The sequence below is a fragment of the Streptococcus nakanonensis genome, assembly GCF_059738785.1.
In genome coordinates this window covers 1946015-1970959 of record NZ_AP027139.1, presented here as the reverse complement: position 1 = coordinate 1970959, position 24945 = coordinate 1946015, and the positions used below count along the sequence as shown (strand labels likewise).

The 24945-nt window shown below is 40.1% G+C and carries 29 protein-coding genes and 1 pseudogene; 23 read left to right on the top strand and 7 right to left on the bottom strand.

The features are described 5' to 3' along the window. The first annotated feature begins 117 nt into the window (after positions 1–117). Together AC6I9F_RS09420 and mnmG are read left to right on the top strand one after the other, a co-directional pair. Positions 118–573 (top strand): NUDIX hydrolase, encoded by a 456-nt coding sequence (locus AC6I9F_RS09420; RefSeq protein WP_498021902.1) that lies wholly within the window; start codon positions 118–120, stop codon positions 571–573. Between the two features lie 9 nt (positions 574–582). After that, positions 583–2496, top strand: coding sequence for a tRNA uridine-5-carboxymethylaminomethyl(34) synthesis enzyme MnmG (gene mnmG / locus AC6I9F_RS09415; RefSeq protein WP_498021900.1), 1914 nt, complete (start codon positions 583–585; stop codon positions 2494–2496). A gap of 144 nt (positions 2497–2640) precedes the next feature. Here mnmG and rnjA read toward each other — a convergent pair whose 3' ends face one another. Both rnjA and AC6I9F_RS09405 read right to left on the bottom strand, forming a co-directional pair. Then, a complete protein-coding gene (gene rnjA, locus AC6I9F_RS09410) occupies positions 2641–4320 on the bottom strand; it encodes a ribonuclease J1 (protein WP_049521946.1) in 1680 nt (559 codons plus the stop codon). Between the two features lies 1 nt (position 4321). Then, the gene (locus tag AC6I9F_RS09405) at positions 4322–4555 is read right to left on the bottom strand and encodes a DNA-dependent RNA polymerase subunit epsilon (RefSeq protein ID WP_000639572.1); all 234 of its coding nucleotides are present in this window, start codon (positions 4553–4555) and stop codon (positions 4322–4324) included. A gap of 280 nt (positions 4556–4835) precedes the next feature. Here AC6I9F_RS09405 and AC6I9F_RS09400 point away from each other — a divergent pair, with 280 nt between their 5' ends. Further along, a complete protein-coding gene (locus AC6I9F_RS09400) occupies positions 4836–5051 on the top strand; it encodes a hypothetical protein (RefSeq protein ID WP_000282478.1) in 216 nt (71 codons plus the stop codon). Between the two features lie 324 nt (positions 5052–5375). Here the strand turns inward: AC6I9F_RS09400 and cibB are convergent, their stop codons facing one another. Further along, on the bottom strand, positions 5376–5528 hold the full coding sequence (cibB, locus tag AC6I9F_RS09395) for a fratricide two-peptide bacteriocin subunit CibB (RefSeq protein WP_000974044.1): 153 nt from the start codon (positions 5526–5528) through the stop codon (positions 5376–5378). A 1-nt stretch (position 5529) separates the two neighbouring features. Beyond that, positions 5530–5715 carry a fratricide two-peptide bacteriocin subunit CibA gene (gene cibA, locus AC6I9F_RS09390; protein ID WP_000180841.1) on the bottom strand — a complete coding sequence of 62 codons (186 nt, stop codon included), beginning with the start codon at positions 5713–5715 and terminating at the stop codon, positions 5530–5532. A 191-nt stretch (positions 5716–5906) separates the two neighbouring features. On the opposite strand from cibA, the gene tsaB reads away from it, so the two are divergent. From tsaB to AC6I9F_RS09345, 9 genes are all read left to right on the top strand, one after another. Next, a complete protein-coding gene (gene tsaB / locus AC6I9F_RS09385) occupies positions 5907–6590 on the top strand; it encodes a tRNA (adenosine(37)-N6)-threonylcarbamoyltransferase complex dimerization subunit type 1 TsaB (protein WP_498021897.1) in 684 nt (227 codons plus the stop codon). Continuing rightward, complete coding sequence (rimI, locus tag AC6I9F_RS09380) at positions 6587–7024, top strand: ribosomal protein S18-alanine N-acetyltransferase (protein ID WP_498021896.1); 438 nt, start codon at positions 6587–6589, stop codon at positions 7022–7024. Before tsaB ends, rimI begins: the two co-directional genes overlap by 4 nt. After that, positions 7014–8024, top strand: a complete 1011-nt coding sequence (gene tsaD, locus AC6I9F_RS09375) for a tRNA (adenosine(37)-N6)-threonylcarbamoyltransferase complex transferase subunit TsaD (RefSeq protein WP_498021894.1) — start codon at positions 7014–7016, stop codon at positions 8022–8024. Before rimI ends, tsaD begins: the two co-directional genes overlap by 11 nt. 106 nt (positions 8025–8130) lie before the next feature. Further along, entirely contained in the window at positions 8131–8994 is an 864-nt protein-coding gene (locus AC6I9F_RS09370) for an XRE/MutR family transcriptional regulator (protein ID WP_498021892.1), read from the top strand. 719 nt (positions 8995–9713) lie between these two features. Beyond that, positions 9714–10676 (top strand): HesA/MoeB/ThiF family protein, encoded by a 963-nt coding sequence (locus AC6I9F_RS09365; RefSeq protein WP_050271616.1) that lies wholly within the window; start codon positions 9714–9716, stop codon positions 10674–10676. A 346-nt stretch (positions 10677–11022) separates the two neighbouring features. Then, entirely contained in the window at positions 11023–11880 is an 858-nt protein-coding gene (locus AC6I9F_RS09360) for an MFS transporter (protein ID WP_498021889.1), read from the top strand. Positions 11881–12081: 201 nt separating this feature from the next. Next, positions 12082–12366: a hypothetical protein gene (locus AC6I9F_RS09355; protein ID WP_000415011.1), complete on the top strand. Its 285-nt coding sequence runs from the start codon at positions 12082–12084 to the stop codon at positions 12364–12366. A 226-nt stretch (positions 12367–12592) separates the two neighbouring features. Next, positions 12593–13288: an AzlC family ABC transporter permease gene (locus AC6I9F_RS09350; protein ID WP_078135725.1), complete on the top strand. Its 696-nt coding sequence runs from the start codon at positions 12593–12595 to the stop codon at positions 13286–13288. Then, complete coding sequence (locus AC6I9F_RS09345) at positions 13278–13601, top strand: AzlD domain-containing protein (RefSeq protein ID WP_004263021.1); 324 nt, start codon at positions 13278–13280, stop codon at positions 13599–13601. The genes AC6I9F_RS09350 and AC6I9F_RS09345 overlap by 11 nt, the downstream gene beginning before the upstream one ends. Here the strand turns inward: AC6I9F_RS09345 and AC6I9F_RS09340 are convergent. Next, entirely contained in the window at positions 13598–13744 is a 147-nt protein-coding gene (locus tag AC6I9F_RS09340; RefSeq protein ID WP_498021887.1) for a hypothetical protein, read from the bottom strand. The genes AC6I9F_RS09345 and AC6I9F_RS09340 overlap by 4 nt on opposite strands. Positions 13745–13856: 112 nt before the next feature. Here AC6I9F_RS09340 and AC6I9F_RS09335 point away from each other — a divergent pair, with 112 nt between their 5' ends. The 5 genes from AC6I9F_RS09335 (at position 13857) to AC6I9F_RS09315 (ending at position 18913) form a co-directional block, all read left to right on the top strand. Beyond that, complete coding sequence (locus AC6I9F_RS09335; protein WP_173274946.1) at positions 13857–14687, top strand: amino acid ABC transporter substrate-binding protein; 831 nt, start codon at positions 13857–13859, stop codon at positions 14685–14687. Between the two features lie 153 nt (positions 14688–14840). Beyond that, positions 14841–15695 carry a MetQ/NlpA family ABC transporter substrate-binding protein gene (locus AC6I9F_RS09330; protein ID WP_000694496.1) on the top strand — a complete coding sequence of 285 codons (855 nt, stop codon included), beginning with the start codon at positions 14841–14843 and terminating at the stop codon, positions 15693–15695. Positions 15696–15791: 96 nt separating this feature from the next. Beyond that, positions 15792–17165: a M20 family metallopeptidase gene (locus tag AC6I9F_RS09325; protein ID WP_276145111.1), complete on the top strand. Its 1374-nt coding sequence runs from the start codon at positions 15792–15794 to the stop codon at positions 17163–17165. Then, positions 17158–18219, top strand: coding sequence for a methionine ABC transporter ATP-binding protein (locus AC6I9F_RS09320; protein WP_138704585.1), 1062 nt, complete (start codon positions 17158–17160; stop codon positions 18217–18219). Before AC6I9F_RS09325 ends, AC6I9F_RS09320 begins: the two co-directional genes overlap by 8 nt. 1 nt (position 18220) lies before the next feature. Further along, positions 18221–18913, top strand: coding sequence for a methionine ABC transporter permease (locus AC6I9F_RS09315; RefSeq protein ID WP_173270475.1), 693 nt, complete (start codon positions 18221–18223; stop codon positions 18911–18913). 80 nt (positions 18914–18993) lie between these two features. Here the strand turns inward: AC6I9F_RS09315 and AC6I9F_RS09310 are convergent, their stop codons facing one another. Then, entirely contained in the window at positions 18994–19158 is a 165-nt protein-coding gene (locus tag AC6I9F_RS09310) for a hypothetical protein (protein WP_498021884.1), read from the bottom strand. An 81-nt stretch (positions 19159–19239) separates the two neighbouring features. On the opposite strand from AC6I9F_RS09310, the gene AC6I9F_RS09305 reads away from it, so the two are divergent. From AC6I9F_RS09305 to AC6I9F_RS09290, 4 genes and pseudogenes are all read left to right on the top strand, one after another. After that, entirely contained in the window at positions 19240–20109 is an 870-nt protein-coding gene (locus AC6I9F_RS09305) for a helix-turn-helix domain-containing protein (RefSeq protein ID WP_498021883.1), read from the top strand. A 184-nt stretch (positions 20110–20293) separates the two neighbouring features. Further along, positions 20294–21538, top strand: a complete 1245-nt coding sequence (locus AC6I9F_RS09300; RefSeq protein WP_498021881.1) for an MFS transporter — start codon at positions 20294–20296, stop codon at positions 21536–21538. Between the two features lie 16 nt (positions 21539–21554). Next, positions 21555–21779: pseudogene (locus AC6I9F_RS09295) on the top strand (hypothetical protein); the annotation flags it as partial. Next, positions 21757–21882 (top strand): hypothetical protein, encoded by a 126-nt coding sequence (locus AC6I9F_RS09290; RefSeq protein WP_257379697.1) that lies wholly within the window; start codon positions 21757–21759, stop codon positions 21880–21882. The pseudogene AC6I9F_RS09295 and the gene AC6I9F_RS09290, both read left to right, overlap by 23 nt. Positions 21883–21974: 92 nt before the next feature. Here AC6I9F_RS09290 and AC6I9F_RS09285 read toward each other — a convergent pair whose 3' ends face one another. Then, positions 21975–22544, bottom strand: a complete 570-nt coding sequence (locus AC6I9F_RS09285; RefSeq protein ID WP_498021879.1) for an MptD family putative ECF transporter S component — start codon at positions 22542–22544, stop codon at positions 21975–21977. A gap of 134 nt (positions 22545–22678) precedes the next feature. Between AC6I9F_RS09285 and AC6I9F_RS09280 the strand changes: the two genes are divergently transcribed. Further along, complete coding sequence (locus tag AC6I9F_RS09280; protein WP_498021877.1) at positions 22679–23293, top strand: YesL family protein; 615 nt, start codon at positions 22679–22681, stop codon at positions 23291–23293. Then, a complete protein-coding gene (locus AC6I9F_RS09275) occupies positions 23271–24941 on the top strand; it encodes a sensor histidine kinase (RefSeq protein WP_080976840.1) in 1671 nt (556 codons plus the stop codon). The genes AC6I9F_RS09280 and AC6I9F_RS09275 overlap by 23 nt, the downstream gene beginning before the upstream one ends. Positions 24942–24945 lie beyond the last annotated feature (4 nt).

The window sequence follows — 24945 nt, the reverse complement described above, 5'->3', positions numbered from 1 at the left end:
TACAATAATAACAGCAATAGAAATGATGGTCAAAGCTCATGGATGTTGCAGGCTTTTTTGTCCTGCACTTCTTTGGAGTTTTGACTGTTTTTGTGTCGTTTAAGGGAAAGGACAAGAATGACTCAACAAGACTTTCGGACAAAAGTAGAAAATACGGTTTTTGGTGTTCGGGCGACAGCCTTGATTGTCCAAAATCGCAAGCTCCTAGTTACCAAAGAAAAGGGCAAGTATTACACAATTGGCGGTGCGATTCAAGTCAATGAAAGCACGGAAGACGCGGTAGTCCGTGAAGTGAGGGAAGAACTGGGTGTCAAAGCTCAAGCTGGGCAGCTAGCTTTCGTGGTTGAAAATCGTTTTGAACAGGACGGTGTTTCCTATCACAATATCGAGTTTCATTATCTAGTGAATTTGCTTGACGATGCCCCATTGACTATGCAGGAAGATGAGAAGACGCAACCTTGCGAATGGATTGATTTGGATAAGCTCCAGAATATCCAGCTAGTTCCAGCCTTTCTAAAAACAGCCCTACCAGATTGGGACGGCCAACTAAGACACATTCATCTTGAGGAATAGGAGAGAAATATGACTTATCATTTTACTGAAGAATACGATATTATTGTAATTGGTGCGGGACACGCTGGGGTCGAGGCTTCCTTGGCCGCTAGCCGTATGGGCTGTAAGGTCTTGCTTGCGACTATCAACATTGAAATGCTGGCTTTCATGCCTTGTAACCCCTCTATCGGTGGGTCTGCCAAGGGAATTGTCGTGCGTGAAGTTGATGCCCTCGGTGGCGAGATGGCCAAGACCATTGACAAGACTTACATCCAGATGAAGATGCTCAACACTGGGAAAGGTCCAGCTGTCCGTGCCCTTCGTGCGCAGGCTGACAAGGAGCTTTACTCTAAGGAGATGCGCAAGACGGTTGAAAATCAAGAAAATCTGACCCTTCGTCAGACCATGATTGATGAGATTTTGGTGGAAGCTGGCAAGGTTGTCGGTGTGCGTACGGCGACCCATCAAGAGTATGCTGCCAAGGCCGTTATCGTGACGACAGGGACAGCCCTTCGTGGGGAAATTATCATCGGAGACCTCAAGTACTCATCAGGTCCTAACCACAGCCTAGCATCTATTAACCTTGCTGACAATCTCAAGGAATTGGGTCTCGAAATCGGTCGTTTCAAGACAGGAACCCCTCCACGTGTCAAGGCTTCTTCAATCAACTACGATGTGACAGAAATCCAACCAGGAGATGAAGCGCCTAATCACTTCTCATACACTTCACGTGATGAGGATTATGTCAAGGATCAGGTGCCATGCTGGTTGACCTATACCAATGGTACCAGTCATGAAATTATCCAAAATAACCTCCACCGTGCGCCTATGTTTACAGGTGTGGTCAAGGGAGTGGGGCCTCGTTACTGTCCATCGATTGAGGACAAGATTGTGCGCTTTGCGGACAAGGAACGCCACCAACTCTTCCTTGAGCCAGAAGGGCGCAATACAGAGGAAGTCTATGTCCAAGGACTTTCAACCAGTCTGCCTGAGGATGTCCAACGTGACTTGGTTCATTCTATCAAAGGTTTGGAAAATGCAGAGATGATGCGGACAGGTTATGCCATTGAGTATGATATGGTCTTGCCTCACCAGTTGCGTGCGACTCTGGAAACCAAGAAAATCTCCGGACTTTTCACTGCTGGTCAGACTAATGGAACGTCAGGTTACGAAGAGGCAGCAGGCCAAGGGATTATCGCTGGGATCAATGCGGCTCTGAAAATCCAAGGCAAGCCTGAATTGATTTTGAAGCGCAGTGACGGTTATATCGGGGTGATGATTGATGACTTGGTGACCAAGGGAACGATTGAGCCTTATCGCCTTTTGACCAGTCGTGCTGAATACCGTCTTATCCTCCGTCATGACAATGCTGATATGCGTTTGACGGAGATGGGACGCGAGATTGGTCTTGTGGATGATGAACGCTGGGCTCGTTTTGAAATCAAGAAAAATCAATTTGAAAATGAGATGAAACGCCTAGACAGCATCAAACTCAAGCCAGTCAAGGAAACCAATGCCAAGGTTGAGGAGATGGGCTTTAAGCCGTTGACCGATGCAGTGACAGCCAAGGAATTCCTTCGCCGTCCAGAAGTGTCTTACCAAGATGTGGTGGCTTTTATCGGACCAGCTGCAGAGGACTTGGATGACAAGATTATCGAATTGATTGAAACAGAAATCAAGTACGAAGGCTATATTTCCAAAGCCATGGACCAGGTTGCCAAGATGAAACGCATGGAAGAAAAACGCATTCCAGCCAATATCGACTGGGATGACATTGATTCTATCGCAACCGAAGCCCGTCAGAAGTTCAAACTTATCAATCCAGAAACCATCGGCCAAGCCAGCCGTATTTCGGGAGTAAATCCAGCAGATATTTCTATTTTGATGGTGTATCTTGAAGGTAAAAATCGTAGTATTTCTAAAAATCAAGAAAAGAAAGCATAGAGAAAAACAGCTCCGAAAAATCGGGGCTGTTTTGTTGACTTGTACTCAATGAAAATCAAAGAGCAAACTAGGAAGTTAGCCGAAGGCTGTACTTGAGTACGGCAAGGCGAAGCTGACGTGGTTTGAAGAGATTTTCGAAGAGTATTATTCTTCATCTGGTGTGAGAATCATAGGGATAATGATCGGTTCACGTTCTGTATTTTCATAAAGGAAGGGGCGAATAGCGTTGACAATGGCACCATTGACAGATTGAACGCTAGCATCCTTATTTTTCAGTGCGATACGAATGGCATTGAAGAGGATACGCTGGCTTTGGCGAATCAAGTCTCCAGACTCTCTCATGTAGACAAAGCCTCGGCTGAGGATGTCTGGACCAGACAGAATCATCTGCGATTTGAAGTCAACAGTTGCGACTGCCAGAACGACACCATCTTCAGATAGATCACGACGGTCTTTGAGGACAGCAGCACCGATTTCACCGATACGATTTCCATCTACATAGATGTCTTGGGCGTTGAAATGACCTGCGATACGAGCAGAATCTGCGGTGAGGGCAAGCACATCACCATTGCTCATGATAAAGATATTGTCCTTCTCAACACCAGTATCCACTGCTAGTCCAGCGTGGACTTTTTGCATGCGGTATTCACCGTGGACAGGCATGAAGTATTTTGGCTTAATCAAGCGGAGCATGAGTTTTTGCTCTTGCTGGCCACCGTGTCCAGATGTATGGATATTGTTCACTTTACCGTGGATAACTTCGACACCAGCTTCAGAAATGATGTTGATCAGCTTGTTGACGCTAGTCGTATTTCCAGGGATTGGACTTGAAGAGAAGATAACGGTATCACCTGGTTGGAGTTGTACCTGACGGTGGGTTCCGTTGGCGATACGAGAGAGGGCTGCCATCGGCTCACCCTGACTACCTGTACAAAGGATCAGAATTTCTCCTGCAGGGTAGTCTTTGATTTCATTTGGCTCGATAAAGGTTCCCTTAGGAGCTTTGATGTAGCCAAGATCGATTCCGTTGACAATGGCCTTTTCCATGGAACGACCAAAGACCGCAATCTTGCGTCCAGTCTTAACAGCAGCTTCTGTTGCTTGCTGGAGACGGAAGATATTTGAGGCAAAGGATGCAAAGATGATACGTCCTTCAATACCTTGGATAATCTTCATGATGGACTGACCAACGACTTTTTCAGAGTTGGTAAAGGTTGGCACTTCCGCATTTGTTGAGTCAGACAGGAGACAGAGCACGCCTTCTTCACCAAGGGCTGCCATACGGTGCAAGTCCGCAGGTTCACCAACTGGTGTTAAGTCAAACTTGAAGTCACCCGTACAGACAATTTTCCCTTGAGGAGTATGAATGACAATTCCCAAAGGCTCTGGAATAGAGTGAGTCGTTCTAAAGAAAGTTGCCTTGAGGTTTTTAAAGGTTAACTCAGTATTGTGGTTGATTTCGTAAAGTTTGGCGTTGCGCAAGAGGCCGTGTTCTTCGAGTTTCCCACGGATCAAAGCCAAGGCAAGTGGACCAGCATAGATAGGGACATTTGCTTGCTTGAGCAGGAAAGGAATCCCACCGATGTGGTCCTCGTGTCCGTGCGTAATCAGAACAGCCTTGACGCGGTCGATATTGTCCACGATGTAAGAGTAGTCAGGAATGACATAGTCGATACCAAGCAAGTCATCTTCTGGGAATTTAATCCCAGCATCGACGATGATAATCTCGTCTTGGTATTCAATCCCGTATGTATTTTTCCCGATTTCTCCCAGACCACCGATGGCAAAAACGCCGACTTCTTCAGGTTTAAGAGTGTAGGCCATATTAGAACTCCGTAATTTCGAAGGCGCCAGTTTCTTTTTCGTAATCTAGCAATTTGTCAGACAAGAGTTCGATATACTCGATATTGTACTCTGGGCGATTTTCTTCGACAAGTTGGCGAGCAGCGATACGACCCTCAAGTTCTGAGCTGGCATCGATGTCTAGGTAAAGTGCGCGTGTTGTTTCACGACGTGGGCTACGTTCTTTTGTTTCTTGATAAAAAACTTTGTAAATCATATAGTTCCTTTCTATTTTACAGGTCAGCTTATTCCAAACTTTTAGCATAGATTTGCTTGATTTCATTCCATTTTGTGTCTAGATTGACCTTGATTCGTTACAATTATTTCAATTATACCACAAAATGAAAAATTAGTAAAAGACGGAAACGAGAAAGTCATGGGGTGATTTCTTTGGTAAGCGCTTGCAAAAATAAAGAAAATGTGTTATATTGATAACGGAAGTGAAATTTATTGCTTGTCATAATTCCATATAGTTTTTAAGTCAAGGAGGTTGTCCTATGTATAACTTATTTGCTTTTGCTATCGGAGCTCGCTTGGTAGCTTTTATTGTTTTTGTTGCTTGCGTTTATGCGGGGAATCTTCTATTTGCCAAACTGGAACGACGACAAACCAAGTTCTTGTGGAAAATTACCTTTGTGACTCTCTACTCGCTTTTTCTCCTCCTCGTAACCTATGTCGTTTGGTTTGTATTTTACTTTGGATTAAATGCCTAGATGCCCTGCTTATGCTGGGGCATTTTTGTTTGGGGATATAGAGATAGTAGATTTACGATACGAAAAATTCCACCCCATCTATCAAGATGAGGTGATCTTTGCATTTTTCTAAAATGACATGACAGTGGAATTTTCAGAGCTTATTATTTTTATGGGAGTCATTGTTCTGCTCAAAAATAGAGTTGAAGCATAAAAATAAAACAATACAAACAGATAGATCAATTGGTAAAGGGATAGTAGTCATGTTTAAATCATTGAGAATGCTGAGAAAACTGTAAGAGATGAAGACAATAAAATTTATCCTTCTAAAAATGTGTTTCTTATCTAGCATGACTTACCAAACTTTTTACGAAGGTCTTTTCCAATGGTATAACCTGCCATAAATAAAGCGATACCAACACCTACACCAAAGCCACCCTTTATTTCTTGCAATTCCTTATTAGAAATTTCACAATAGTTGTTCAAATCTTTCATCATATTAATCTCCTCCTAAAAAATAACCAGCTGCCAAACCAGAACCTATAAGTGCTGTTCCACCTGCAATAGCTTTCCAAGATACTGCTACTCCAAATATAACCAAGGGAGCGAGACCGCCATCAATATCTGATAATTCATTTTCAGATAAGGATAAAAATTGATTGTCAAGAACGTCAAAATTTGTCATTGAACTTTCCTCCTTTTTTCTTGTTCACTTTTATATTCGTAAAAGAAAAGGAAAAGTGAGCATTTTTTTGAATTTTATTTGCGAATTGTTTTTGGGCTAAGTATAGGCATTTTTGTTTGGGGATAAAGAAAATTCCCATGTGCCAGCTTTTGTAGTATAATAGTAAGCAGATAAAAAGATAGGAATGTGTTATGAAAGTATTAGCTTTTGATACGTCCAGCAAGGCTCTTTCTCTCGCTATTTTAGAGGACAAGCAGGTTCTTGCCGAGACGACGATTAATATCAAGAAAAATCACAGTATTACCCTCATGCCTGCCATTGATTTTTTGATGGCAAGTTTGGATTGGACGCCCAAGGATTTGGACCGAATCGTGGTGGCGGAAGGGCCAGGTAGCTACACAGGCTTGCGAATTGCGGTGGCAACTGCCAAAGCCTTAGCTCACACTCTGAACATCGAGTTGGTTGGTATGTCTAGCCTCTTGGCTTTGGTGCCATATCAACAAGAAGGCTTGTTCGTTCCTTTGATGGATGCGCGTCGCAACAATGTTTACGCAGGATTTTATGAAAATGCCAAACCTGTCATGCCAGAAGCACACCTGCCCTTTGAGCGAGTGATTGAGTTAATCAAGGGGGCTAGTCAGGTAACCTTTGTCGGAGAAGTTGGCCCCTTTGTTGAGCAGATTCAAGAACATTTACCAAGGACTAATTACAAAGAAACCTTGCCTAATGCAGCCAATCTAGCTCTTTTGGCTTGGGACAAGGAAGCAGACTCCTTGCACGACTTTGTGCCTAACTACCTCAAGCGTGTCGAGGCTGAGGAAAACTGGCTCAAGAACCATACCGAGTCTGGCGAGTCTTACATTAAACGCCTATGATAGAAATTAAACGAATCCAACAGCAACCTGACTTGGCTCAAGCCATCTACGCTGTCATGGCAGCTGTTTACCCAGTCAGCCCTTGGACGCTGGAACAAATCCAAGCAGACCTAGCTCAAGATCAGACTTGGTATGCTCTGGCTTATGATGGGGCAGAAGTGATTGGCTTTCTAGCTGTGCAGGAGACTCTCTTTGAAGTAGAAGTCCTGCAAATCGCTGTCAAAGGAGCCTATCAGGGTCAGGGAATTGCGTCAGCCTTGTTTGCTCAATTGCCGACAGACAAGGAGATTTTCCTCGAAGTCAGAAAGTCAAATCATCGAGCGCAAGCATTTTACAAGAAAGAAAAGATGGCGGTTATCGCTGAGCGAAAGGCCTACTACTATGACCCAGTCGAGGACGCCATCATCATGAAGAGAGAAATAGATGAAGGATAGATATATTTTAGCATTTGAGACATCCTGTGATGAGACCAGTGTCGCCGTCTTGAAAAACGACGATGAGCTCTTGTCCAATGTCATTGCCAGTCAAATTGAGAGCCACAAACGTTTTGGGGGCGTAGTGCCTGAAGTAGCCAGTCGTCACCATGTCGAGGTCATTACAGCCTGCATCGAGGAGGCGCTAGCAGAAGCAGGGATTACGGAAGAGGATGTGACAGCTGTTGCGGTTACCTATGGACCAGGCTTGGTCGGAGCCTTGCTAGTTGGCTTGTCAGCTGCTAAGGCCTTTGCTTGGGCACATGGACTTCCGCTAATTCCCGTTAACCACATGGCTGGCCACCTCATGGCCGCTCAGAGTGTGGAGCCTTTGGAGTTTCCCTTGCTAGCCCTCTTGGTTAGCGGTGGACATACGGAGTTGGTCTATGTTTCCGAGGCTGGTGACTACAAGATTGTTGGAGAAACGCGAGATGACGCGGTTGGCGAGGCCTATGATAAGGTCGGCCGTGTCATGGGCTTGACCTATCCTGCTGGTCGTGAGATTGACGAGTTGGCTCATCAGGGGCAGGATATTTATGATTTTCCTCGTGCCATGATTAAGGAAGATAATCTGGAGTTTTCATTCTCAGGTTTGAAATCTGCCTTTATCAATCTTCACCATAATGCCGAGCAAAAGGGAGAAAGCTTGTCCACAGAGGATTTGTGTGCTTCCTTCCAAGCAACTGTCTTGGATATTCTTATGGCAAAAACTAAGAAGGCTTTGGAGAAATACCCTGTTAAAACCTTAGTCGTAGCAGGTGGTGTGGCAGCCAATAAAGGTCTCAGAGAACGCCTAGCAACTGAAATCACAGATGTCAAGGTCATCATTCCACCTCTGCGCCTCTGCGGAGACAATGCAGGTATGATTGCCTATGCTAGCGTCAGCGAGTGGAACAAAGAAAACTTTGCAAGCTTGGATCTTAATGCCAAACCAAGTCTCGCTTTTGATACGATGGAATAAAATGGAGTCAGCTTAAGGCTGGCTTTTTTAATCACCAAAGTGTCAGAATATTTTGACAAAACTATAGAAATAATGATATAATATGCAAAAGCTAGGAGGTGGCAAGATGATTGAGAGAATGGAATTGGGAGAATTTTACAAGGAATTGCGCTGGGCGAGAAAGCTCAAGCAGTCAGATGTGGCTTGTGCTGGACTAACAGCTTCTCAGTTGTCTAAGTTTGAACTAGGGCAGTCTATGTTATCTGCGGACAAGTTAATTCTAGCTATTCAAGGAATCAATATGAATTTTGATGAGTTTGGGCATAAGCTCAACAACTATCAAGAATCCCCACATATGCGAATTGGTAGAAGGGTTGTGGATCGCTTTGCCCATCAAGATATTGCTGGCTTAGAGCAACTGTTGGAGGAAGTCGAGCAAGAACAGATGGCAGAGACCTATCGTCGTTTGAATGCCATTGTGATTAAAAATGCTATTCATTCCTTAAATAAGAGCTATCTGCTAACAGAGGAGGATAGGGAGTTTTTGACTACTTATCTCTATGCTATTGAGTCTTGGACCTGGTTTGAACTCTATCTCTTTTGTAATACCATGCCCTTCTTGAGCAATCAAGACCTAATCTTTTTATCAACCTCTTTGCTTGAAAAATCCAAGGAATTTAAAGAGTTGGTACATAATAGACTGTATATGAAAAGTGGATTTCTGAATATTATATCAGAGCTCATGGAGCGAAAACTTTTCTCATACATCCCAATCTTCGAAGCCGAGTTGGAGAGCATGTTGCGTCCGTACGATGTTTTTGAGAAAGTATCGTGGCAATTTTTAAAGAAAATGAGTGTCTTTCTTCAAACTAAAGGAAGCAATCAAAAAGAGATTGAACACTTTATCCAATCTCTGCAAGTATTAGAAAATCCACAATTAACAGCTCTATTCGAATTGCGTTTTCAGCAATACAAAGAACTTATCGATTGATTAGAAACGGGAAGACGATAACCCACTCCGAAATAAGCAGGAGTATCAGTTGGATTTTTCTTTTTTTCATCATTATATCCCTCCTTGTTAGTAGTAACTTTATTATACCAGGGAAATAATCAAATCCACCAAAATCGCAAATCAGAAATTTCTATAAGAAAAAATATCAAATATGCGATTTTCTCAAATACGCCAATTTTCGTGTTATAGTGTTCTTGTAAAGTACTTGAAGCAAATCCTAGGTCGCATAAGTGGTTTACAAAGAAAAATAATTGGAGGAGAAACAATGTCTGCTGTACCATATTCATTTCAAGGGCATCGTTTAGGTGGCCGTTAGTTAAATAATAGCAATCTATAGGATAGAAAAGATAAACTTTGGATTAGATATAGTGGATTGAAATCAAGATAAACATATACGACAAAAATTCTAATTAATATATATTTTGCTGCAAATGCAACGGATATTATACAAAAAATCTTAAATCTTAATAATTGTGAAGAATGATGATATTCATAATGTTTAAAAGTTAATATCTGCATGCTATTAAGATTTTAACTGAATTTTAGAAGTCGATAAGTTTTTTGTATTTTAATTTATTATATGGATAGAAATTATAAATGAGTTGTATTCGTATTTATAATTTTGGAGTTTAGGAAAATATTTTCCAAACTCCTATTTGTTGTTTATCTTTTAATAGTTTTTGATTAGGAGGATCTAAATGAGAATAAAGAGAACTCTTCAACCGTATATATTTAAAGATAAAATAAAATTTGGTTTTGGTAATGCTTCTCTTGTAAGGGAGATTGATTTTAATGAAGAGAACATCAATTTAATAAAAAAATTAGATAATGACATTGATATAAAATTGTTGTCTAATGGAGAAAAACAAGTTGTTGAGTCGATGATATCTATGGGATTAGTGACTAGTAATCAATATGATAATTCCAAATATTCCCGAAATATTAATTTCTTTGAGTGGGTTGATTTGTCAGAAAATTTAGACCCTAGTAAGTATCAGGATAGATTATTAAATTCAACAGTTTTAATTGTTGGTGTAGGGGGTATTGGATCAACAACAGTCGAAATTTTAGCTCGTCTAGGTATAGGTAATTTCATATTAGTAGATTTTGACATTGTGGAAGAGTCAAATCTTACTAGACAAACATCCTTTAAGAAATCTGATATTGGTAAGCTAAAAATAGACATAATAAAACAGCATATTCAAGAGATTTCTGATTCAAATGTGACAACTATTTATAGGAAGTTAGAGTGTCAGAATGACTTAGAAACTATTTTTAAAGATTATAATTTTGACATTGCTTTATGCTGTGCAGATACTCCTAGAATAGAGATAGACTACTGGTTTGATGATTTAGCTCATAAATATACGAGACCTATTATTGTTGGCTCATATGCATCTACGGTAATAAACTACCTACATATTATTCCGGGCAAAACTATTTCATTGAGGGAGTTTTATAGGGACTTTATGATAACAGATGATCATGTTTTGGATAGTAGAATACCGTATAGTGTTATTTCTCCAATATCATATATGGCTGCATCAATCATATCTTATAAAGTATTAGATACTTTAACAGGATTATTGAATTTAACGGATTATATTCAAATCGATTGCATGAATTTTGAGGTTTATAAGCATGATATTAAGAAAATTTAGCCAAAATTTTATAAATTTAATATTAGGTAGATCGTCTAGGAATATTGCAGATAGTTTTTACTTTATTGCTTTATCGATAGGGTTAGTAAGTGTATATCATATTGAGGCAGGACAGTTATCTCTATTTACTCTAATTGGTTTTATCCCAAATTTGCTTGCTGTTTTTTATGGAAGTTTTATAAATAAAATTCAGAGAGATAAAATTTGGCTAGTGATTTTCCAGATTCTCCAGTTTATTATAATTGTGATTACAATTCTGTGTTTAAGGTATCATTTTCGTGTTGTGTATATCTATGTATTGAATTTTTTGTTCGCATTATCAACTAATTTATTAAATACACTGCAGATGAAAATTGTTCCAGAAACTTTAAATAATGATGACATGCTAATAAAGAAATCGATAGATGTTCAATACTTGGCATCAAATGTGTTAGATATTATTAGTAATTTAACTGCATCTCTACTATTAGGGCTTCTATCTTATTTTGTTGTTTTTAATTTAAGTATTCCGTTTTTTGTGGCTGCTATTTATTTTATGATTAAAATCAGATTGCCCGGTTCCAAAAACAATACTAAAAGTGTTCGACCTGAAAAGGTAGATTTGGAAAGTAATTCTTCTTTCCAATTTTTGGAAACTGTTTCTGCTTTTCGAGAATCAAAATTTGCCTCTTTTATAGTAGTTACAGAGTCAATTTTAAGTGGGGGTACAGATCTACTTTTAACTTTAATGCCACTGTATCTTTTATCAGAAGGCATACCTATTCAATATTTGGGATTGGTACTAGGAGCTCAAAGATTTGCCGATTTGATAGGAGCAATTTTGGCTCCTAGAGTGGGAATTCCGTATAAAATGTTTTTCTTTATTGATTATACTGTATCTGGATTAGCACTCATGCTAGTATTTATTACTCCATTTCCGTTAATAAAGTTGTTGTTATTTTTTTTAGCATTTATTTTAATAGGTATATCAGGAAATATGTTTGAAAAAATGATTTACTCAGAGTATAGATACGACACTATGGGATTGATATATTCGACTAATTCAAGTTTATATGCTTTATTTGCCATTCTATTTTTGATTATTCCTCAATTTTATACAGATATAAAAATTTTGGGTATTTTAATAAATGGATTTACACTATCTATAGGAATTTATTTATTAGTTATTTGTAATTTTTTCAAAAAGAATGATACTAATTGTTAAAATTTATTTTATATGAATGTTGCATGATTATTTGAAAAGAACTTCTAAAAATTTTTAGAGGTGTCCATGAAAGAAACGAAATTTCACCTAGCAACTGGAAGTCTGTACAATATATTTCTAATTTGGAACACACTGTAAATGTTATGGTGGATGGTTGGGCTAAATATGGTCCTTGGCGTCCTAGATAAAATGAGGTAAACGATGGAAAAACAGAGTCAGTTACAAATTTTAATTCATTCCCTGTACAATAATAAAGAAATTAGCTTGACGGAAGAATTTAGGAAGCAATTGCTGGAAACAGCAAAACAGTTCTCTAGTACTAGTGAAGATTTGCTAGCTGTACGTCTCTCATTTGCCGTCTCTAAAGAATTATTGGGCTTTAAAGGTGAACCACCGACAGAGTTATTGGATTTGGCAAAATTTGTCCAAAAGAAAGAAGCTAAATATAAGCAGGGAGTAGTGTGGTCTGGTATTTTTAAAATATGATTCATTATAAAATACGGCATGAGCATCGCATAATGGATGAATCTGAATATGAGCAAGACTTGGATTTCAATGCCAAACCAAGTCTTGTTTTTGATACTATAGAATAAAATGGAGTCTGTCTGATTACAATCAGCAGACTTTTTTCTCTTTCCTGAATATGTTATAATAGTCCATGCTGTGGCTGGAGCCTTTTCAGCCCATTTATTAAGACAATATGAGGAGAAAGATGAAAGAAAAAGGATTTTGGGAGGGGGCGCAGGCAGCTATGCCAACGGCACTTGGTTATGTCAGTATCGGCCTGGCCTGTGGGATTATTGGTGCGCCCTATGTGACACCTGTGGAGATGGGCTTGATGAGCCTCTTTGTTTATGCTGGGAGTGCCCAGTTTGCCATGCTGGCACTGATTGCGGTTCAAGCTCCTGTGGCAGCTATTGCTATGACGGTTTTTTTGATCAATTTGCGTCTCTTTTTGTTGAGTTTGCATGCGTCGACCTATTTTCGTCATACTAGTCTCTGGCACAATATCGGTATGTCTAGTATCTTGACGGATGAGACTTATGGTGTTTTGATGGGCGAATTGGCCCATGCAGACAAGGTCAATCCTATGTGGATGCACGGGAACAATCTCAACAGTTATGTGGCTTGGTTTGTGGGAACAGTGGTCGGAACGGCTCTGGGTGGCCTGCTGCCAAATCCAGAAATCTTTGGTTTAGATTTTGCCCTAGTTGGGATGTTTATCGGCATTTTTGCTTCGCAATTCCAGATTATGCAAAGACGGATTCCTGTCCGCAATTTGCTCATTATCCTAGCAGTTGTTGCGGTGTCCTTCTTTTTACTCTTGACAGTGGTGTCTCAGTCGCTAGCTGTTCTCTTTGCGACGCTACTTGGTTGTACAATGGGGGTGGTTTTAGATGGTCAGTAAGTATCTTTTATTAGCAGTTATTTTCTCTGGCTTGGTGACGTGGATTCCCCGTATGATTCCCTTCATCTTAGTCAAGTATAAGGGTTTGCCTGCGATTGTTGAACGTTTTTTGAAGTTCTTGCCCGTTTCTATTATCTTTGCCTTGATTCTTTCAAGCGTAGTGACAGGCAAGGTTGGGAGCTTTCCTCAAATCAAATGGCTGGACTTCTTAGCCGTCTTTCCAACAGCTTGGGTAGCCTTTCGCTACCGCAATCTAGTCGGAACAGTTCTCTTTGGAGTGGTCTTAATTGCAGTCTTGCGTTTGGTCTTTTAATACTCTTCGAAAATCTCTTCAAACCACGTCAGCTTTACCTTGCCGTATATATGGTTACTGACTTCGTCAGTTCTATCTACAACCTCAAAGCAGTGCTTTGAGCAACCTACGGCTAGCTTCCTAGTTTGCTCTTTGATTTTCATTGAGTATAAATCAGCCATAAAGAAAACTTATCACAGAGATAGATATCATATAATGGCGTAAATAGTCTTTTTCTGTTAAGATTATAAGGTATTCTATTTTGGAGGAAATGACATGAAAAAAATCGTTAAATACTCATCTCTTGCGGCCCTTGCTTTTGTTGCTGCAGGTGTGTTAGCAGCTTGCTCAGGTGGTGCTAAGAAAGAAGGAGAAGCAGCTAGCAAGAAAGAAATCATCGTTGCAACCAATGGCTCGCCAAAACCATTTATCTATGAAGAAAATGGCGAATTGACTGGTTACGAGATTGAAGTCGTTCGCGCTATCTTTAAAGATTCTGACAAATATGATGTCAAGTTTGAAAAGACAGAATGGTCAGGTGTCTTTGCTGGTCTTGACGCTGACCGTTACAATATGGCTGTCAACAATCTTAGCTACACTAAAGAACGTGCGGAGAAATACCTTTATGCCGCACCAATTGCCCAAAACCCTAATGTCCTTGTAGTGAAGAAAGACGACTCTAGCATCAAGTCTCTCGCTGATATCGGTGGAAAATCGACGGAAGTCGTTCAAGCCACTACATCAGCTAAGCAGTTAGAAGCATACAACGCTGAACACCCGGACAACCCAACTATCCTTAACTATACTAAGGCAGACTTCCAACAAATCATGGTACGTTTGAGCGATGGACAATTTGACTATAAGATTTTTGATAAAATTGGTGTTGAAACAGTTATCAAGAACCAAGGTTTGGACAACTTGAAAGTTATCGAACTTCCAAGCGACCAACAACCTTACGTTTACCCACTTCTTGCTCAAGGTCAAGATGAGTTGAAATCATTTGTAGACAAACGCATCAAAGAACTTTACAAAGACGGAACGCTTGAAAAATTGTCTAAACAATTCTTCGGAGATACTTATCTACCAGCAGAAGCTGATATTAAATAATTTTTTGAAGTCATCCATTCTGAGTAAGATGGGTGATTTCTCAGTTTTTAGGGATATAGTTTTAAACTATATATCTGATTATCTAATAACAATTTGTGCAATTGAACAAAGTATGAGATACTAGTACGGTATTATTTTTAAGGAGAAAGAATCATGAAAATTAAAAAATGGCTTGGCCTAGCAGCCCTTGCTACAGTCGCAGGTTTGGCTCTTGCAGCTTGCGGAAACTCAGAAAAGAAAGCAGACAATGCAACAACTATCAAAATTGCAACTGTTAACCGTAGCGGTTCTGAAGAAGCTCGTTGGGATAAAGTTCAAGAATTGGTTAAAAAAGACGGAATCACTTTGGAATTTACAGAGTTCACAGACTACTCACAACCAAACAAGGCAACTGCTGATGGCGAAGTAGACTTGAACGCTTTCCAACACTATAACTTCTTGAACAACTGGAACAAGGAAAACGGGAAAGACCTTGTAGCGATTGCTGATACTTACATCTCTCCAATCCGCCTTTACTCAGGTTTGAATGGAAGTGACAACAAGTACACTAAAGTAGAAGACATCCCAGCAAACGGAGAAATCGCTGTACCGAACGATGCTACAAACGAAAGCCGTGCGCTTTACTTGCTTCAATCAGCTGGCTTGATTAAATTGGACGTTTCAGGAACTGCTCTTGCAACAGTTGCTAACATCAAAGAAAATCCAAAGAACTTGAAAATCACTGAATTGGACGCTAGCCAAACAGCTCGTTCATTGTCATCAGTTGACGCTGCCGTTGTAAACAATACCTTCGTTACAGAAGCAAAATTGGACTACAAGAAAGCACTTTTCAAAGAACAAGCTGATGAAAACTCAAAACAATGGTACAACATCATCGTTGCGAAAAAAGATTGGGAAACATCACCAAAAGCTGATGCTATCAAGAAAGTGATCGCAGCTTACCATACAGATGAAGTGAAAAAAGTTATCGAAGAAACATCAGACGGTTTGGATCAACCAGTTTGGTAATAAGAAACAGGGAGGTGGGAGAGAGAATTCCACCTCTTGCTTTTGTATAGAGCATGGATTGTCAGGAAGAGTAGTTCATAGAAAGGTAGAGAGAATATGGTTTTTCCTAGTGAACAAGAACAGATTGAAAAATTTGAAAAGGATCATGTAGCCCAGCATTATTTTGAGGTTTTGCGTACCTTGATTTCTAAGAAGTCGGTCTTTGCCCAACAGGTGGGTCTCAAAGAAGTTGCCAACTATCTGGGTGAGATTTTCAAGCGTGTTGGGGCTGAAGTGGAGATTGATGAGTCTTACACGGCGCCTTTTGTCATGGCGCATTTCAAGAGTTCGCGTCCAGATGCCAAAACCTTGATTTTCTATAACCACTATGACACTGTGCCAGCGGACGGAGATCAAGTGTGGACAGAGGATCCCTTTACGCTTTCGGTGCGCAATGGTTTCATGTATGGGCGTGGGGTTGACGATGATAAGGGTCATATCACAGCTCGTTTGAGTGCTTTGAGAAAATACATGCAGCACCACGATGACCTGCCTGTCAATATCAGCTTTATCATGGAGGGTGCGGAGGAATCGGCTTCGACAGACCTAGATAAGTATCTGGAAAAACATGCGGATAAACTCCGTGGGGCGGATTTGTTGGTCTGGGAACAAGGGACCAAAAATGCCTTGGAACAGCTGGAAATTTCTGGTGGAAATAAGGGGATTGTGACCTTTGATGCCAAGGTAAAAAGTGCGGATGTCGATATCCATTCTAGTTATGGTGGGGTTGTGGAATCAGCTCCCTGGTATCTCCTCCAAGCCCTACAGTCTCTTCGCGCTGCAGATGGCCGTATCTTGGTTGAAGGCTTGTACGAAGAAGTGCAAGAGCCAAATGAACGAGAAATGGCCTTGCTAGAAACTTATGGTCAACGAAACCCAGAGGAAGTTAGTCGGATCTATGGATTGGAGTTGCCTCTCTTACAGGAGGAGCGGATGGCCTTTCTAAAACGTTTCTTTTTCGAGCCAGCGCTTAATATCGAAGGAATCCAGTCAGGTTATCAAGGACTAGGAGTCAAAACGATTTTGCCTGCAGAAGCCAGTGCCAAGCTAGAAGTTCGTCTGGTTCCGGGCTTAGAACCGCATGATGTTCTGGAAAAAATTCGGAAACAGCTAGACAAAAATGGCTTTGATAAGGTAGAATTATACTATACCTTGGGAGAGATGAGCTATCGAAGCGATATGAGCGCACCAGCCATTCTCAATGTGATCGAGTTGGCCAAGAAATTCTATCCACAGGGCGTTTCAGTCTTGCCGACTACAGCGGGGACAGGTCCTATGCATACGGTTTTTGATGCCCTAGAAGTACCAATGGTGGCCTTTGGCCTAGGAAATGCCAATAGCCGAGACCACGGTGGAGATGAGAACGTGCGAATCGCCGATTATTACACCCATATTGAATTAGTAGAGGAGCTGATTAGAAGCTATGAGTAGAGATATTATCAAGTTAGATCAGATCGATGTGACTTTTCATCAAAAGAAGAGAACTATCACAGCGGTCAAGGATGTGACCATTCACATCCAAGAAGGGGATATCTACGGAATCGTTGGATATTCTGGAGCAGGGAAATCAACCCTTGTACGGGTGATTAACCTCTTGCAAAAACCATCTGCAGGGAAAATTACCATTGACGACGATGTGATTTTTGATGGCAAGGTGACCTTGACGGCAGAACAGTTGCGTCGTAAACGTCAAGATATTGGAATGATTTTCCAGCATTTTAACCTGATGAGCCAAAAGACAGCAGAGGAGAATGTAGCCTTTGCCCTTAAACACTCTGGACTTAGCAAGGAAGAGAAGAAGGCTAAAGTTGCTAAGTTGTTGGACTTGGTCGGCTTGGCAGATCGCGCTGAAAACTACCCCTCACAATTATCTGGAGGGCAAAAACAGCGTGTAGCCATTGCGCGTGCCTTAGCAAATGATCCAAAAATCTTGATTTCAGACGAGTCAACTTCTGCCCTTGACCCTAAGACAACCAAGCAGATTTTGGCCTTGTTGCAAGATTTGAACCAAAAATTAGGCTTAACTGTTGTCTTAATTACGCATGAAATGCAGATTGTCAAAGACATTGCCAATCGTGTAGCAGTTATGCAGGACGGGCATTTGATTGAAGAGGGTAGTGTGCTTGAAATCTTCTCAGACCCTAAACAACCTTTGACTCAAGACTTTATCTCAACAGCCACAGGCATTGATGAAGCTATGGTCAAAATCGAGAAGCAAGAAATCGTGGAATACTTGTCTGAAAATAGCATTTTGGTACAGCTCAAGTATGCAGGTGCTTCAACAGACGAGCCACTTTTGAATGAATTGTATAAGCATTACCAAGTAACGGCTAATATCCTCTATGGAAATATCGAAATTCTCGATGGTACTCCTGTTGGAGAATTAGTTGTGGTCTTGTCAGGTGAAAAAGCAGCGTTGGCAGGTGCCCAAGAAGCCATTCGTCAAGCAGGCGTACAGCTAAAAGTATTGAAGGGAGGACAGTAAGATGGCAGAATTGATTAAAGCATACTTACCAAACGTCTATAAGATGGGTTGGGCTGGTCAGGCAGGCTGGGGAACAGCCATCTACCTAACCCTCTATATGACAGTTCTTTCTTTCATCATCGGAGGTTTCTTGGGACTGGTGGCAGGTCTCTTCCTTGTTTTGACAGCACCAGGTGGTGTTTTGGAGAATAAGGTCGTTTTCTGGATTTTAGACAAGATTACCTCTATTTTCCGTGCGGTTCCTTTCATCATCCTCTTGGCAGTCTTGTCACCCTTCTCACACCTAATCGTAGGAACAAGCATTGGTCCAAATGCGGCTATCGTACCACTATCTTTTGCAGTCTTTGCCTTCTTTGCACGTCAAGTACAGGTGGTATTGGCTGAGTTAGATGGTGGTGTCATTGAGGCGGCTCAAGCGAGCGGAGCGACTTTCTGGGACATCGTGGGTGTTTACCTATCAGAAGGTCTTCCAGATTTGATCCGTGTGACGACTGTGACCTTAATTTCCCTTGTTGGGGAAACAGCTATGGCTGGTGCGGTTGGAGCTGGCGGTATCGGTAACGTGGCCATCGCTTATGGATTTAACCGCTACAATCACGATGTAACTATCTTGGCAACCATCATTATCATTTTGATTATCTTTGCAATCCAATTCTTGGGAGACTTCTTGACCAAGAAATTGAGTCATAAATAAAAAAATCTAGGCAATCTGTACATCATTCTTAGGAGTTGTCGTTATAGTCAAGACTTATACTCTTCGAAAATCTCTTCAAACTACGTCAGCGTCGCCTTGCCGTAGGTATGGTTACTGACTTCGTCAGTTCTATCCACAACCTCAAAACAGTGTTTTGAGCTGACTTCATCAGTCTTATCTACAACCTCAAAACCGTGTTTTGAGCAACCTGCGGCTAGCTTCCTAGTTTGCTCTTTGATTTTCATTGAGTATTAAAATTCTCTGTACTAGCTACTATCGGTTGTTATTTTTATGAGTTAGAGAGTTCAGAATTGTGGGGAGTCAATATGCAAAATCTGGGAGAAGTTTTTAAAGAATTGAGAAAGAGTCGGAATGTATCCCTACAGGAGGCGACAGGAGGAGAGTTTACTTATTCCATGCTGAGCAAATTTGAGCGTGGAGAAGCAGACTTATCATCTATGAAATTGATTACTGCCTTAGATAACATTCACTCTGATTTGAATGAATTTATGTACTTGGTACGTGGTTTTTCTCAGAAAAAGGTTCTGGCTTTTCAAGAAAATCTTTGGGATTTATATGACAGAGAAGGGATTGATTCTCTCCATTCCTTGTATGAAGAGATGACTCAAAAGTATAGATCAAGTGGTGAAACAAGCTATCTTTTACAAATGATTCGTATCAAAAGCCTTCTTGTGTTTTTTGATTCAGAAATAAGAGCAACGGATGAAGAACTGACTTTTCTCTATGACTATTTTTTTACTATTGATATCTGGGGAAATTATGAATTAGAACTATTTTCAACGATTTCTACTTTGTTTCCTCTGCCCCTCTATTTTAAATATTCTAGGGAGATGTTACAAAAGACAGATTTATTAGGCTCTTTACCTAGTAACAAAGTTGGTATTGACACCATTTTAATTAATGGACTCTTTAAAGCGATAGAGGAAAAGGATAAATTAAAAGCAGATTATTTTATCTTTCAGATTGAAAAACGAGAATTGCCAGAATCTCAAGCTTATCTTAAAATCATTTATATGATTGCTAAAGGGTATTATGATACTATTTTTAATGTAAAAAATAAGGGTCTTGAAAAAATCCAGAGAGGCATTACAATCTTACAAGATTTAGAGTATGTAGGTGGTGCAAGATACTATGAAAATTATTTTGCAAATCAGCTCTCAAATAAAGATTTGTAATATATTCTCGTTACATCTATTGATGCAAAATAAATAGGCTTGTAGATGGATTGATAATTAGCAGTTTCTAGGCGCTAGAGTTTCTATTTTCAGAAAAAATATATTACAAAAAAGTGGGGAGTCCCGCTTTTTTTGTTAGACTGATTTCAATAGAATACTCTTTGAAATGTGAGAAAGGCCTATTATGAAACTATTCTTAAAACATCATTTATTTAGGATACTGACCTTATCGAGGTTTTTAAGCTCAAGTGGAGCTTATATTTATAATCTGGTATTTATCGTTTATGCTGCGAGTCTACCCTTTAAAAATATAGCTGTATTTATGGCGAATATGATTACGATTTTACCTTTTCTATTTACTTTTTATGTTGGGATTAAGGCTGATCATACTCGGAATAAAGCAGGGATAATTATCTGGGTTGGTTGTGTGCAAAGTCTACTATTTCTTTTGATTGCTAGTGTGATTCATGATCAGAACTTCGTAACGTTTGCTTTTATCTGTATGGTTAATATCTGTTCAGATATTTTATCGGATTATACAGCAGGCCTTCGTATGCCGATTATCCAGCATAATATTTCGGAAGATAAGCTCTATGAAGCTTATTCCTTTACTCAGTTTGTCTCCTATTTATCAAATCTAGGAGGTCAAGCCTTAGGAGTGTGGTTACTCACAACCAGCAATCAAAATTTTTCTTTTGTTGCAATTGTGAATGCTGGCTTCTTTTTACTATCTTCTCTTATTTTGTTCAAAAATAGAAGAGAATTGACGTATTTGTCTGTAACGGTAGAGAATGAGTCGATTAGTTTACTTCAACAAGTTAAGGCAATCTATGCGGACATGGATGATATCTTTAGGCAAAGAGAAAGTAAATCTTTGTTTAAAATGATCCTTGTCATTTTGGTAATGAATACTTTGGGAGGAGCTGTTGGAGGTATTTATCACTTTTACTTATTAGACCATACTATCTATCATCTCAGCTATGCTCAAGCCCTATTTTTAATTGAATGTGTTAGCTTGGGAGGAGCTATTCTTGGTAGCCTAACCCCCAATGATTATTTTGGGAAATTGTCGTTTTCAAGTTTGCTATCGCTCAATGCAAGTCTGTTTGTCTTGCTTGCTACTGCTAATATTTTAGATTTTTCTCCTCTAGTAGGTGTTGCCTGCTTAACCTTTGTCATGTATTTGATGTCGAAATCAATGCCTAAATTAGATACTCTGTTATTGTCTAATTTGAGCGCGGATGTATTAGCTCGAAGTAATAATCTCTTGAGTATGATTGTTTCCCTAACATTACCTTTGGGGATGTCTGTATTTTCCTTCTTAGCTTTGCAAGATATCAGGCTTTGTTGGTGGGTATTTTTGGTAGTGAGTGTGATAGGGTTGATTTTATCACTAGAAAAAAGAAGTTTTTCAGGTAAAAAAGTTTAACCTAGGCAAATCAGGCTTACTAGAAGGTCTTCCAGATTTGATCCGTGTGACGACTGTGACCTTGATTTCCCTTGTTGGGGAAACAGCTATGGCCGGTGCGGTTGGAGCTGGTGGTATTGGTAACGTAGCTATCGCCTATGGATTTAACCGCTACAATCACGATAAAACTATCTTGGCAACCATCATTATCATTTTGATTATCTTTAAATTCATACTCAATGAAAATCAAAGAGCAAAGTAGGAAACTAGCCGCAGGTTGCTCAAAACACTGTTTTGAGGTTGGAGATAAGACTGACGAAGTCAGTTACATATACCTACGGCAAGGCGACGTTGACGTGGTTTGAAGAGATTTTCGAAGAGTATCAATTCTTGGGAGACTTCTTGACCAAGTCTTGAGCCATAAATAAAAAAGAGCCGCCTGGCTCTTTTTAACTAATCAGATTTTCTGTGCAAATTTTTTACTCAAGGCTTGTCCAATCAAGGCACCCACTAGGGCTCCGATGACAATACTTGCGATAAATAGAAGGACAGTTCCAGGGTTTGGCGCAACCATGATACGGTCGATATATTCTTGCGATTTTCCTCTTGCTAGAAGAGTAGCCATATAGGCTTGGGGCGCAATCCACATAAGCAAGATTGGTCCTGCTGTGCTAAAGGCAAAGAGTATGAAAGAAAGGAAATTCTTAGTTTGGTTCTTGTATTTTCCGAGGTTAGCTACTCCATCTGCTAGCAGCCCACAGATAATTCCAGGAAGGAAGGCACCGGCACCGTGTTTAGTTCCCAAGAAAAAGAGAGCAATAACAAGGCCGATAGTTGTAATGGCTCCAAAACGCGGAACTTTTGAGACCAGAATCATATAGACGCTACCGCCGACAAGGGCAGTAAAGGCAGGCGCATAAAACATGTTTCCAGTTTGGTCAAAGAGATTGCCCAAAAGGACACCAATCCCCATGCAGAGGAAGTAAAGAATTGCAAAAAGCAGTGTAGTTAAGATAGATTTTTTCATGAATTGTCTCCTGATAATTTTTTCACAATTCTCATTGTACCACTGTTTGATGGGATTGTAAATGGATACTAGAAGTTTTTGAAAACGCTTGAAATATGATATAATAGTTTCATAGTTATTTTTAGGAGGATATCATGGGGAGATTTTTAGACTTTGTCTTTAATCGTTTCTTTTTAGGGATGATTGCGACAGCCTTCTTTTGGCTATTAACTTTAGTAGGAGGGATTATCCTTGGTCTAGCGCCAGCTAGTGCTACCTTGATGAGCCTATATGCAGAACATGGTTATAGTTTTCGGGAATATAGCTTGAAGGAGGCGTGGTCTCTTTATAAGCAAAATTTCGTCTCAAGCAACCTGATTTTCTATAGCTTTTTAGGAGTGGATCTAGTTTTGGTCTATGGCTTGTATCTCTTGGTGCAATTGCCTCATCAGACTATTATTCATTTGATTGCGACCTTTTTAAATGTTCTAGTAGTTGCCCTGATCTTTTTGGCTTATACAGTATCTTTGAAATTACAAGTTTATTTTGACTTGTCTTATCGAAATAGTCTCAAACTATCCTTGATTGGCATCTTTATGAGTCTAGCAGCTGTGGGCAAGGTTCTCCTTGGAACTGTGCTACTTGTGGCAATTGGTTACTATATGCCTGCCCTACTTTTCTTTGTAGGAATTGGGATGTGGCATTTCTTTATCAGTGATATGTTGGAACCGGTATATGAAAGTATCCATGAAAAATTGGCGACAAAATAGAATGAAGCAGTTTTGGCTACATACGCTTCTGCGAACCTACAGTTCAGTTATGATCATTATTATTGCGAGTTTTGCAATCTTACTCTCCTATGCTGACTGGGATTCACGGGAAAAGGAAGCCCAGAGAGTAGCCCAGCGTGTAACTGCTAGAACAGTGAGTGAAATTGAATATTACCATAGAGAGTCAACCCAAATAGCTCAGGCTTTAGTTGAAAATCAAGCTCGTATTGAGGGAATCTATAAATACTTTAGCCTTAGCATGCCAGACTATTTTTACTGGCAATTAGAGCGGAAAGCTTCGCCTTATGTATCGGTCTCTCTGCATGAAAATGTTGATGACCTCTATGTTCGAAATGATTTTGTAACTGGAGTGGCCATTGCTTTTCAAGATTACAAGGAAGTCTATGTTTCTACTAAAGACAAACGTAGTGGAGAAAAAATCAGGGCTGAGGATTTCAAACCAGCAGGAAATAGTTTTGCCATTCCGGTGTCAGATCCAGTGTCAGATCAAGACTTAGGAGTGATTTACATCTCCTTGGATCCTGCTGTTTTATACCATGCCATTGATAATACTAGAGGTCATACTCCGATGGCAGTAACAGTGACCTCACCTTTTGATACGGAGATTTTTCATATTGGTGAAACAGTTGATAAGGAGAGTGAAAATTGGCTAGTTGGCTTAACTTCTCATGGTTATCAGGTTCAGGTGGCAGTTCCCAAAAACTTTGTTTTACAAGGAACAGTGACTAGCTCTGCTTTGATTGTGAGCTTGAGCCTTCTCTTTATTGTCATTCTTTATCTGACGTTGAGGCAGACCTTTGCTAACTACCAAAAGCAGGTAGTGGATTTGGTGGATTCCATTCAGGCTATTGCCCAAGGGGAAGAAGGTCTTCGCATTGACACACTTGAAAAGGATCAGGAATTGCTCCTAATCGCAGAGACCACCAATGATATGTTGGATCGATTGGAAAAGAATATCCATGATATTTACCAGTTAGAGCTTAGTCAAAAAGATGCCAATATGCGAGCCCTGCAGGCGCAAATCAATCCTCATTTTATGTATAATACGCTGGAATTCTTGCGCATGTATGCAGTTATGCAGAGTCAAGATGAGTTGGCAGATATCATTTATGAATTCAGTAGTCTCTTGCGTAACAATATTTCTGACGAAAGAGAAACTCTTCTCAAACAGGAATTAGAATTTTGCCGTAAATATAGCTATCTCTGCATGGTTCGCTATCCCAAGTCCATTGCCTATGGTTTCAAGATAGACCCAGAGTTAGAGAATATGAAGATTCCTAAGTTCACCTTGCAACCGCTGGTAGAAAACTATTTCGCGCATGGTGTTGACCATAGACGGACAGATAATGTGATTAGTATCAAGGCTCTTAAACAGGATGGTTTTGTGGAAATTTTAGTGGTAGATAATGGTCGTGGGATGTCTGCTGAAAAGCTGGAAAGTATTCGAGAAAAATTAAGTCAGAGACATTTTGAACACCAAGCCAGCTACAGTGATCAAAGGCAGTCTATCGGGATTGTCAATGTACATGAGCGTTTTGTGCTCTATTTTGGAGACCGCTATGCCATTACGATAGAGTCTGCAGAGCAAGCAGGTGTTCAGTATCGTATTACAATTCAAGATGAGTAGAAAG

Bases quoted from the DNA above. Each gene is read 5' to 3' on its own strand.
- AC6I9F_RS09370 (WP_498021892.1), top strand. From the start codon at position 8,131: ATGATTGAGAGAATGGAATTGGGAGAATTTTACAAGGAATTGCGCTGG.
- AC6I9F_RS09275 (WP_080976840.1), top strand. From the start codon at position 23,271: ATGAAAAATTGGCGACAAAATAGAATGAAGCAGTTTTGGCTACATACG.
- AC6I9F_RS09335 (WP_173274946.1), top strand. From the start codon at position 13,857: ATGAAAAAAATCGTTAAATACTCATCTCTTGCGGCCCTTGCTTTTGTT.
- AC6I9F_RS09315 (WP_173270475.1), top strand. From the start codon at position 18,221: ATGGCAGAATTGATTAAAGCATACTTACCAAACGTCTATAAGATGGGT.
- AC6I9F_RS09365 (WP_050271616.1), top strand. From the start codon at position 9,714: ATGAGAATAAAGAGAACTCTTCAACCGTATATATTTAAAGATAAAATA.
- mnmG (WP_498021900.1), top strand. From the start codon at position 583: ATGACTTATCATTTTACTGAAGAATACGATATTATTGTAATTGGTGCG.
- rnjA (WP_049521946.1), bottom strand. From the start codon at position 4,320: ATGGCCTACACTCTTAAACCTGAAGAAGTCGGCGTTTTTGCCATCGGT.
- AC6I9F_RS09350 (WP_078135725.1), top strand. From the start codon at position 12,593: ATGAAAGAAAAAGGATTTTGGGAGGGGGCGCAGGCAGCTATGCCAACG.
- AC6I9F_RS09280 (WP_498021877.1), top strand. From the start codon at position 22,679: ATGGGGAGATTTTTAGACTTTGTCTTTAATCGTTTCTTTTTAGGGATG.
- AC6I9F_RS09420 (WP_498021902.1), top strand. From the start codon at position 118: ATGACTCAACAAGACTTTCGGACAAAAGTAGAAAATACGGTTTTTGGT.
- AC6I9F_RS09305 (WP_498021883.1), top strand. From the start codon at position 19,240: ATGCAAAATCTGGGAGAAGTTTTTAAAGAATTGAGAAAGAGTCGGAAT.
- tsaD (WP_498021894.1), top strand. From the start codon at position 7,014: ATGAAGGATAGATATATTTTAGCATTTGAGACATCCTGTGATGAGACC.
- AC6I9F_RS09345 (WP_004263021.1), top strand. From the start codon at position 13,278: ATGGTCAGTAAGTATCTTTTATTAGCAGTTATTTTCTCTGGCTTGGTG.
- rimI (WP_498021896.1), top strand. From the start codon at position 6,587: ATGATAGAAATTAAACGAATCCAACAGCAACCTGACTTGGCTCAAGCC.
- AC6I9F_RS09325 (WP_276145111.1), top strand. From the start codon at position 15,792: ATGGTTTTTCCTAGTGAACAAGAACAGATTGAAAAATTTGAAAAGGAT.
- AC6I9F_RS09355 (WP_000415011.1), top strand. From the start codon at position 12,082: ATGGAAAAACAGAGTCAGTTACAAATTTTAATTCATTCCCTGTACAAT.
- AC6I9F_RS09340 (WP_498021887.1), bottom strand. From the start codon at position 13,744: ATGAAAATCAAAGAGCAAACTAGGAAGCTAGCCGTAGGTTGCTCAAAG.
- AC6I9F_RS09320 (WP_138704585.1), top strand. From the start codon at position 17,158: ATGAGTAGAGATATTATCAAGTTAGATCAGATCGATGTGACTTTTCAT.
- AC6I9F_RS09405 (WP_000639572.1), bottom strand. From the start codon at position 4,555: ATGATTTACAAAGTTTTTTATCAAGAAACAAAAGAACGTAGCCCACGT.
- AC6I9F_RS09285 (WP_498021879.1), bottom strand. From the start codon at position 22,544: ATGAAAAAATCTATCTTAACTACACTGCTTTTTGCAATTCTTTACTTC.
- AC6I9F_RS09300 (WP_498021881.1), top strand. From the start codon at position 20,294: ATGAAACTATTCTTAAAACATCATTTATTTAGGATACTGACCTTATCG.
- AC6I9F_RS09400 (WP_000282478.1), top strand. From the start codon at position 4,836: ATGTATAACTTATTTGCTTTTGCTATCGGAGCTCGCTTGGTAGCTTTT.
- AC6I9F_RS09330 (WP_000694496.1), top strand. From the start codon at position 14,841: ATGAAAATTAAAAAATGGCTTGGCCTAGCAGCCCTTGCTACAGTCGCA.
- AC6I9F_RS09360 (WP_498021889.1), top strand. From the start codon at position 11,023: ATGAAAATTGTTCCAGAAACTTTAAATAATGATGACATGCTAATAAAG.
- AC6I9F_RS09290 (WP_257379697.1), top strand. From the start codon at position 21,757: ATGAAAATCAAAGAGCAAAGTAGGAAACTAGCCGCAGGTTGCTCAAAA.
- AC6I9F_RS09310 (WP_498021884.1), bottom strand. From the start codon at position 19,158: ATGAAAATCAAAGAGCAAACTAGGAAGCTAGCCGCAGGTTGCTCAAAA.
- cibB (WP_000974044.1), bottom strand. From the start codon at position 5,528: ATGATGAAAGATTTGAACAACTATTGTGAAATTTCTAATAAGGAATTG.
- cibA (WP_000180841.1), bottom strand. From the start codon at position 5,715: ATGACAAATTTTGACGTTCTTGACAATCAATTTTTATCCTTATCTGAA.
- tsaB (WP_498021897.1), top strand. From the start codon at position 5,907: ATGAAAGTATTAGCTTTTGATACGTCCAGCAAGGCTCTTTCTCTCGCT.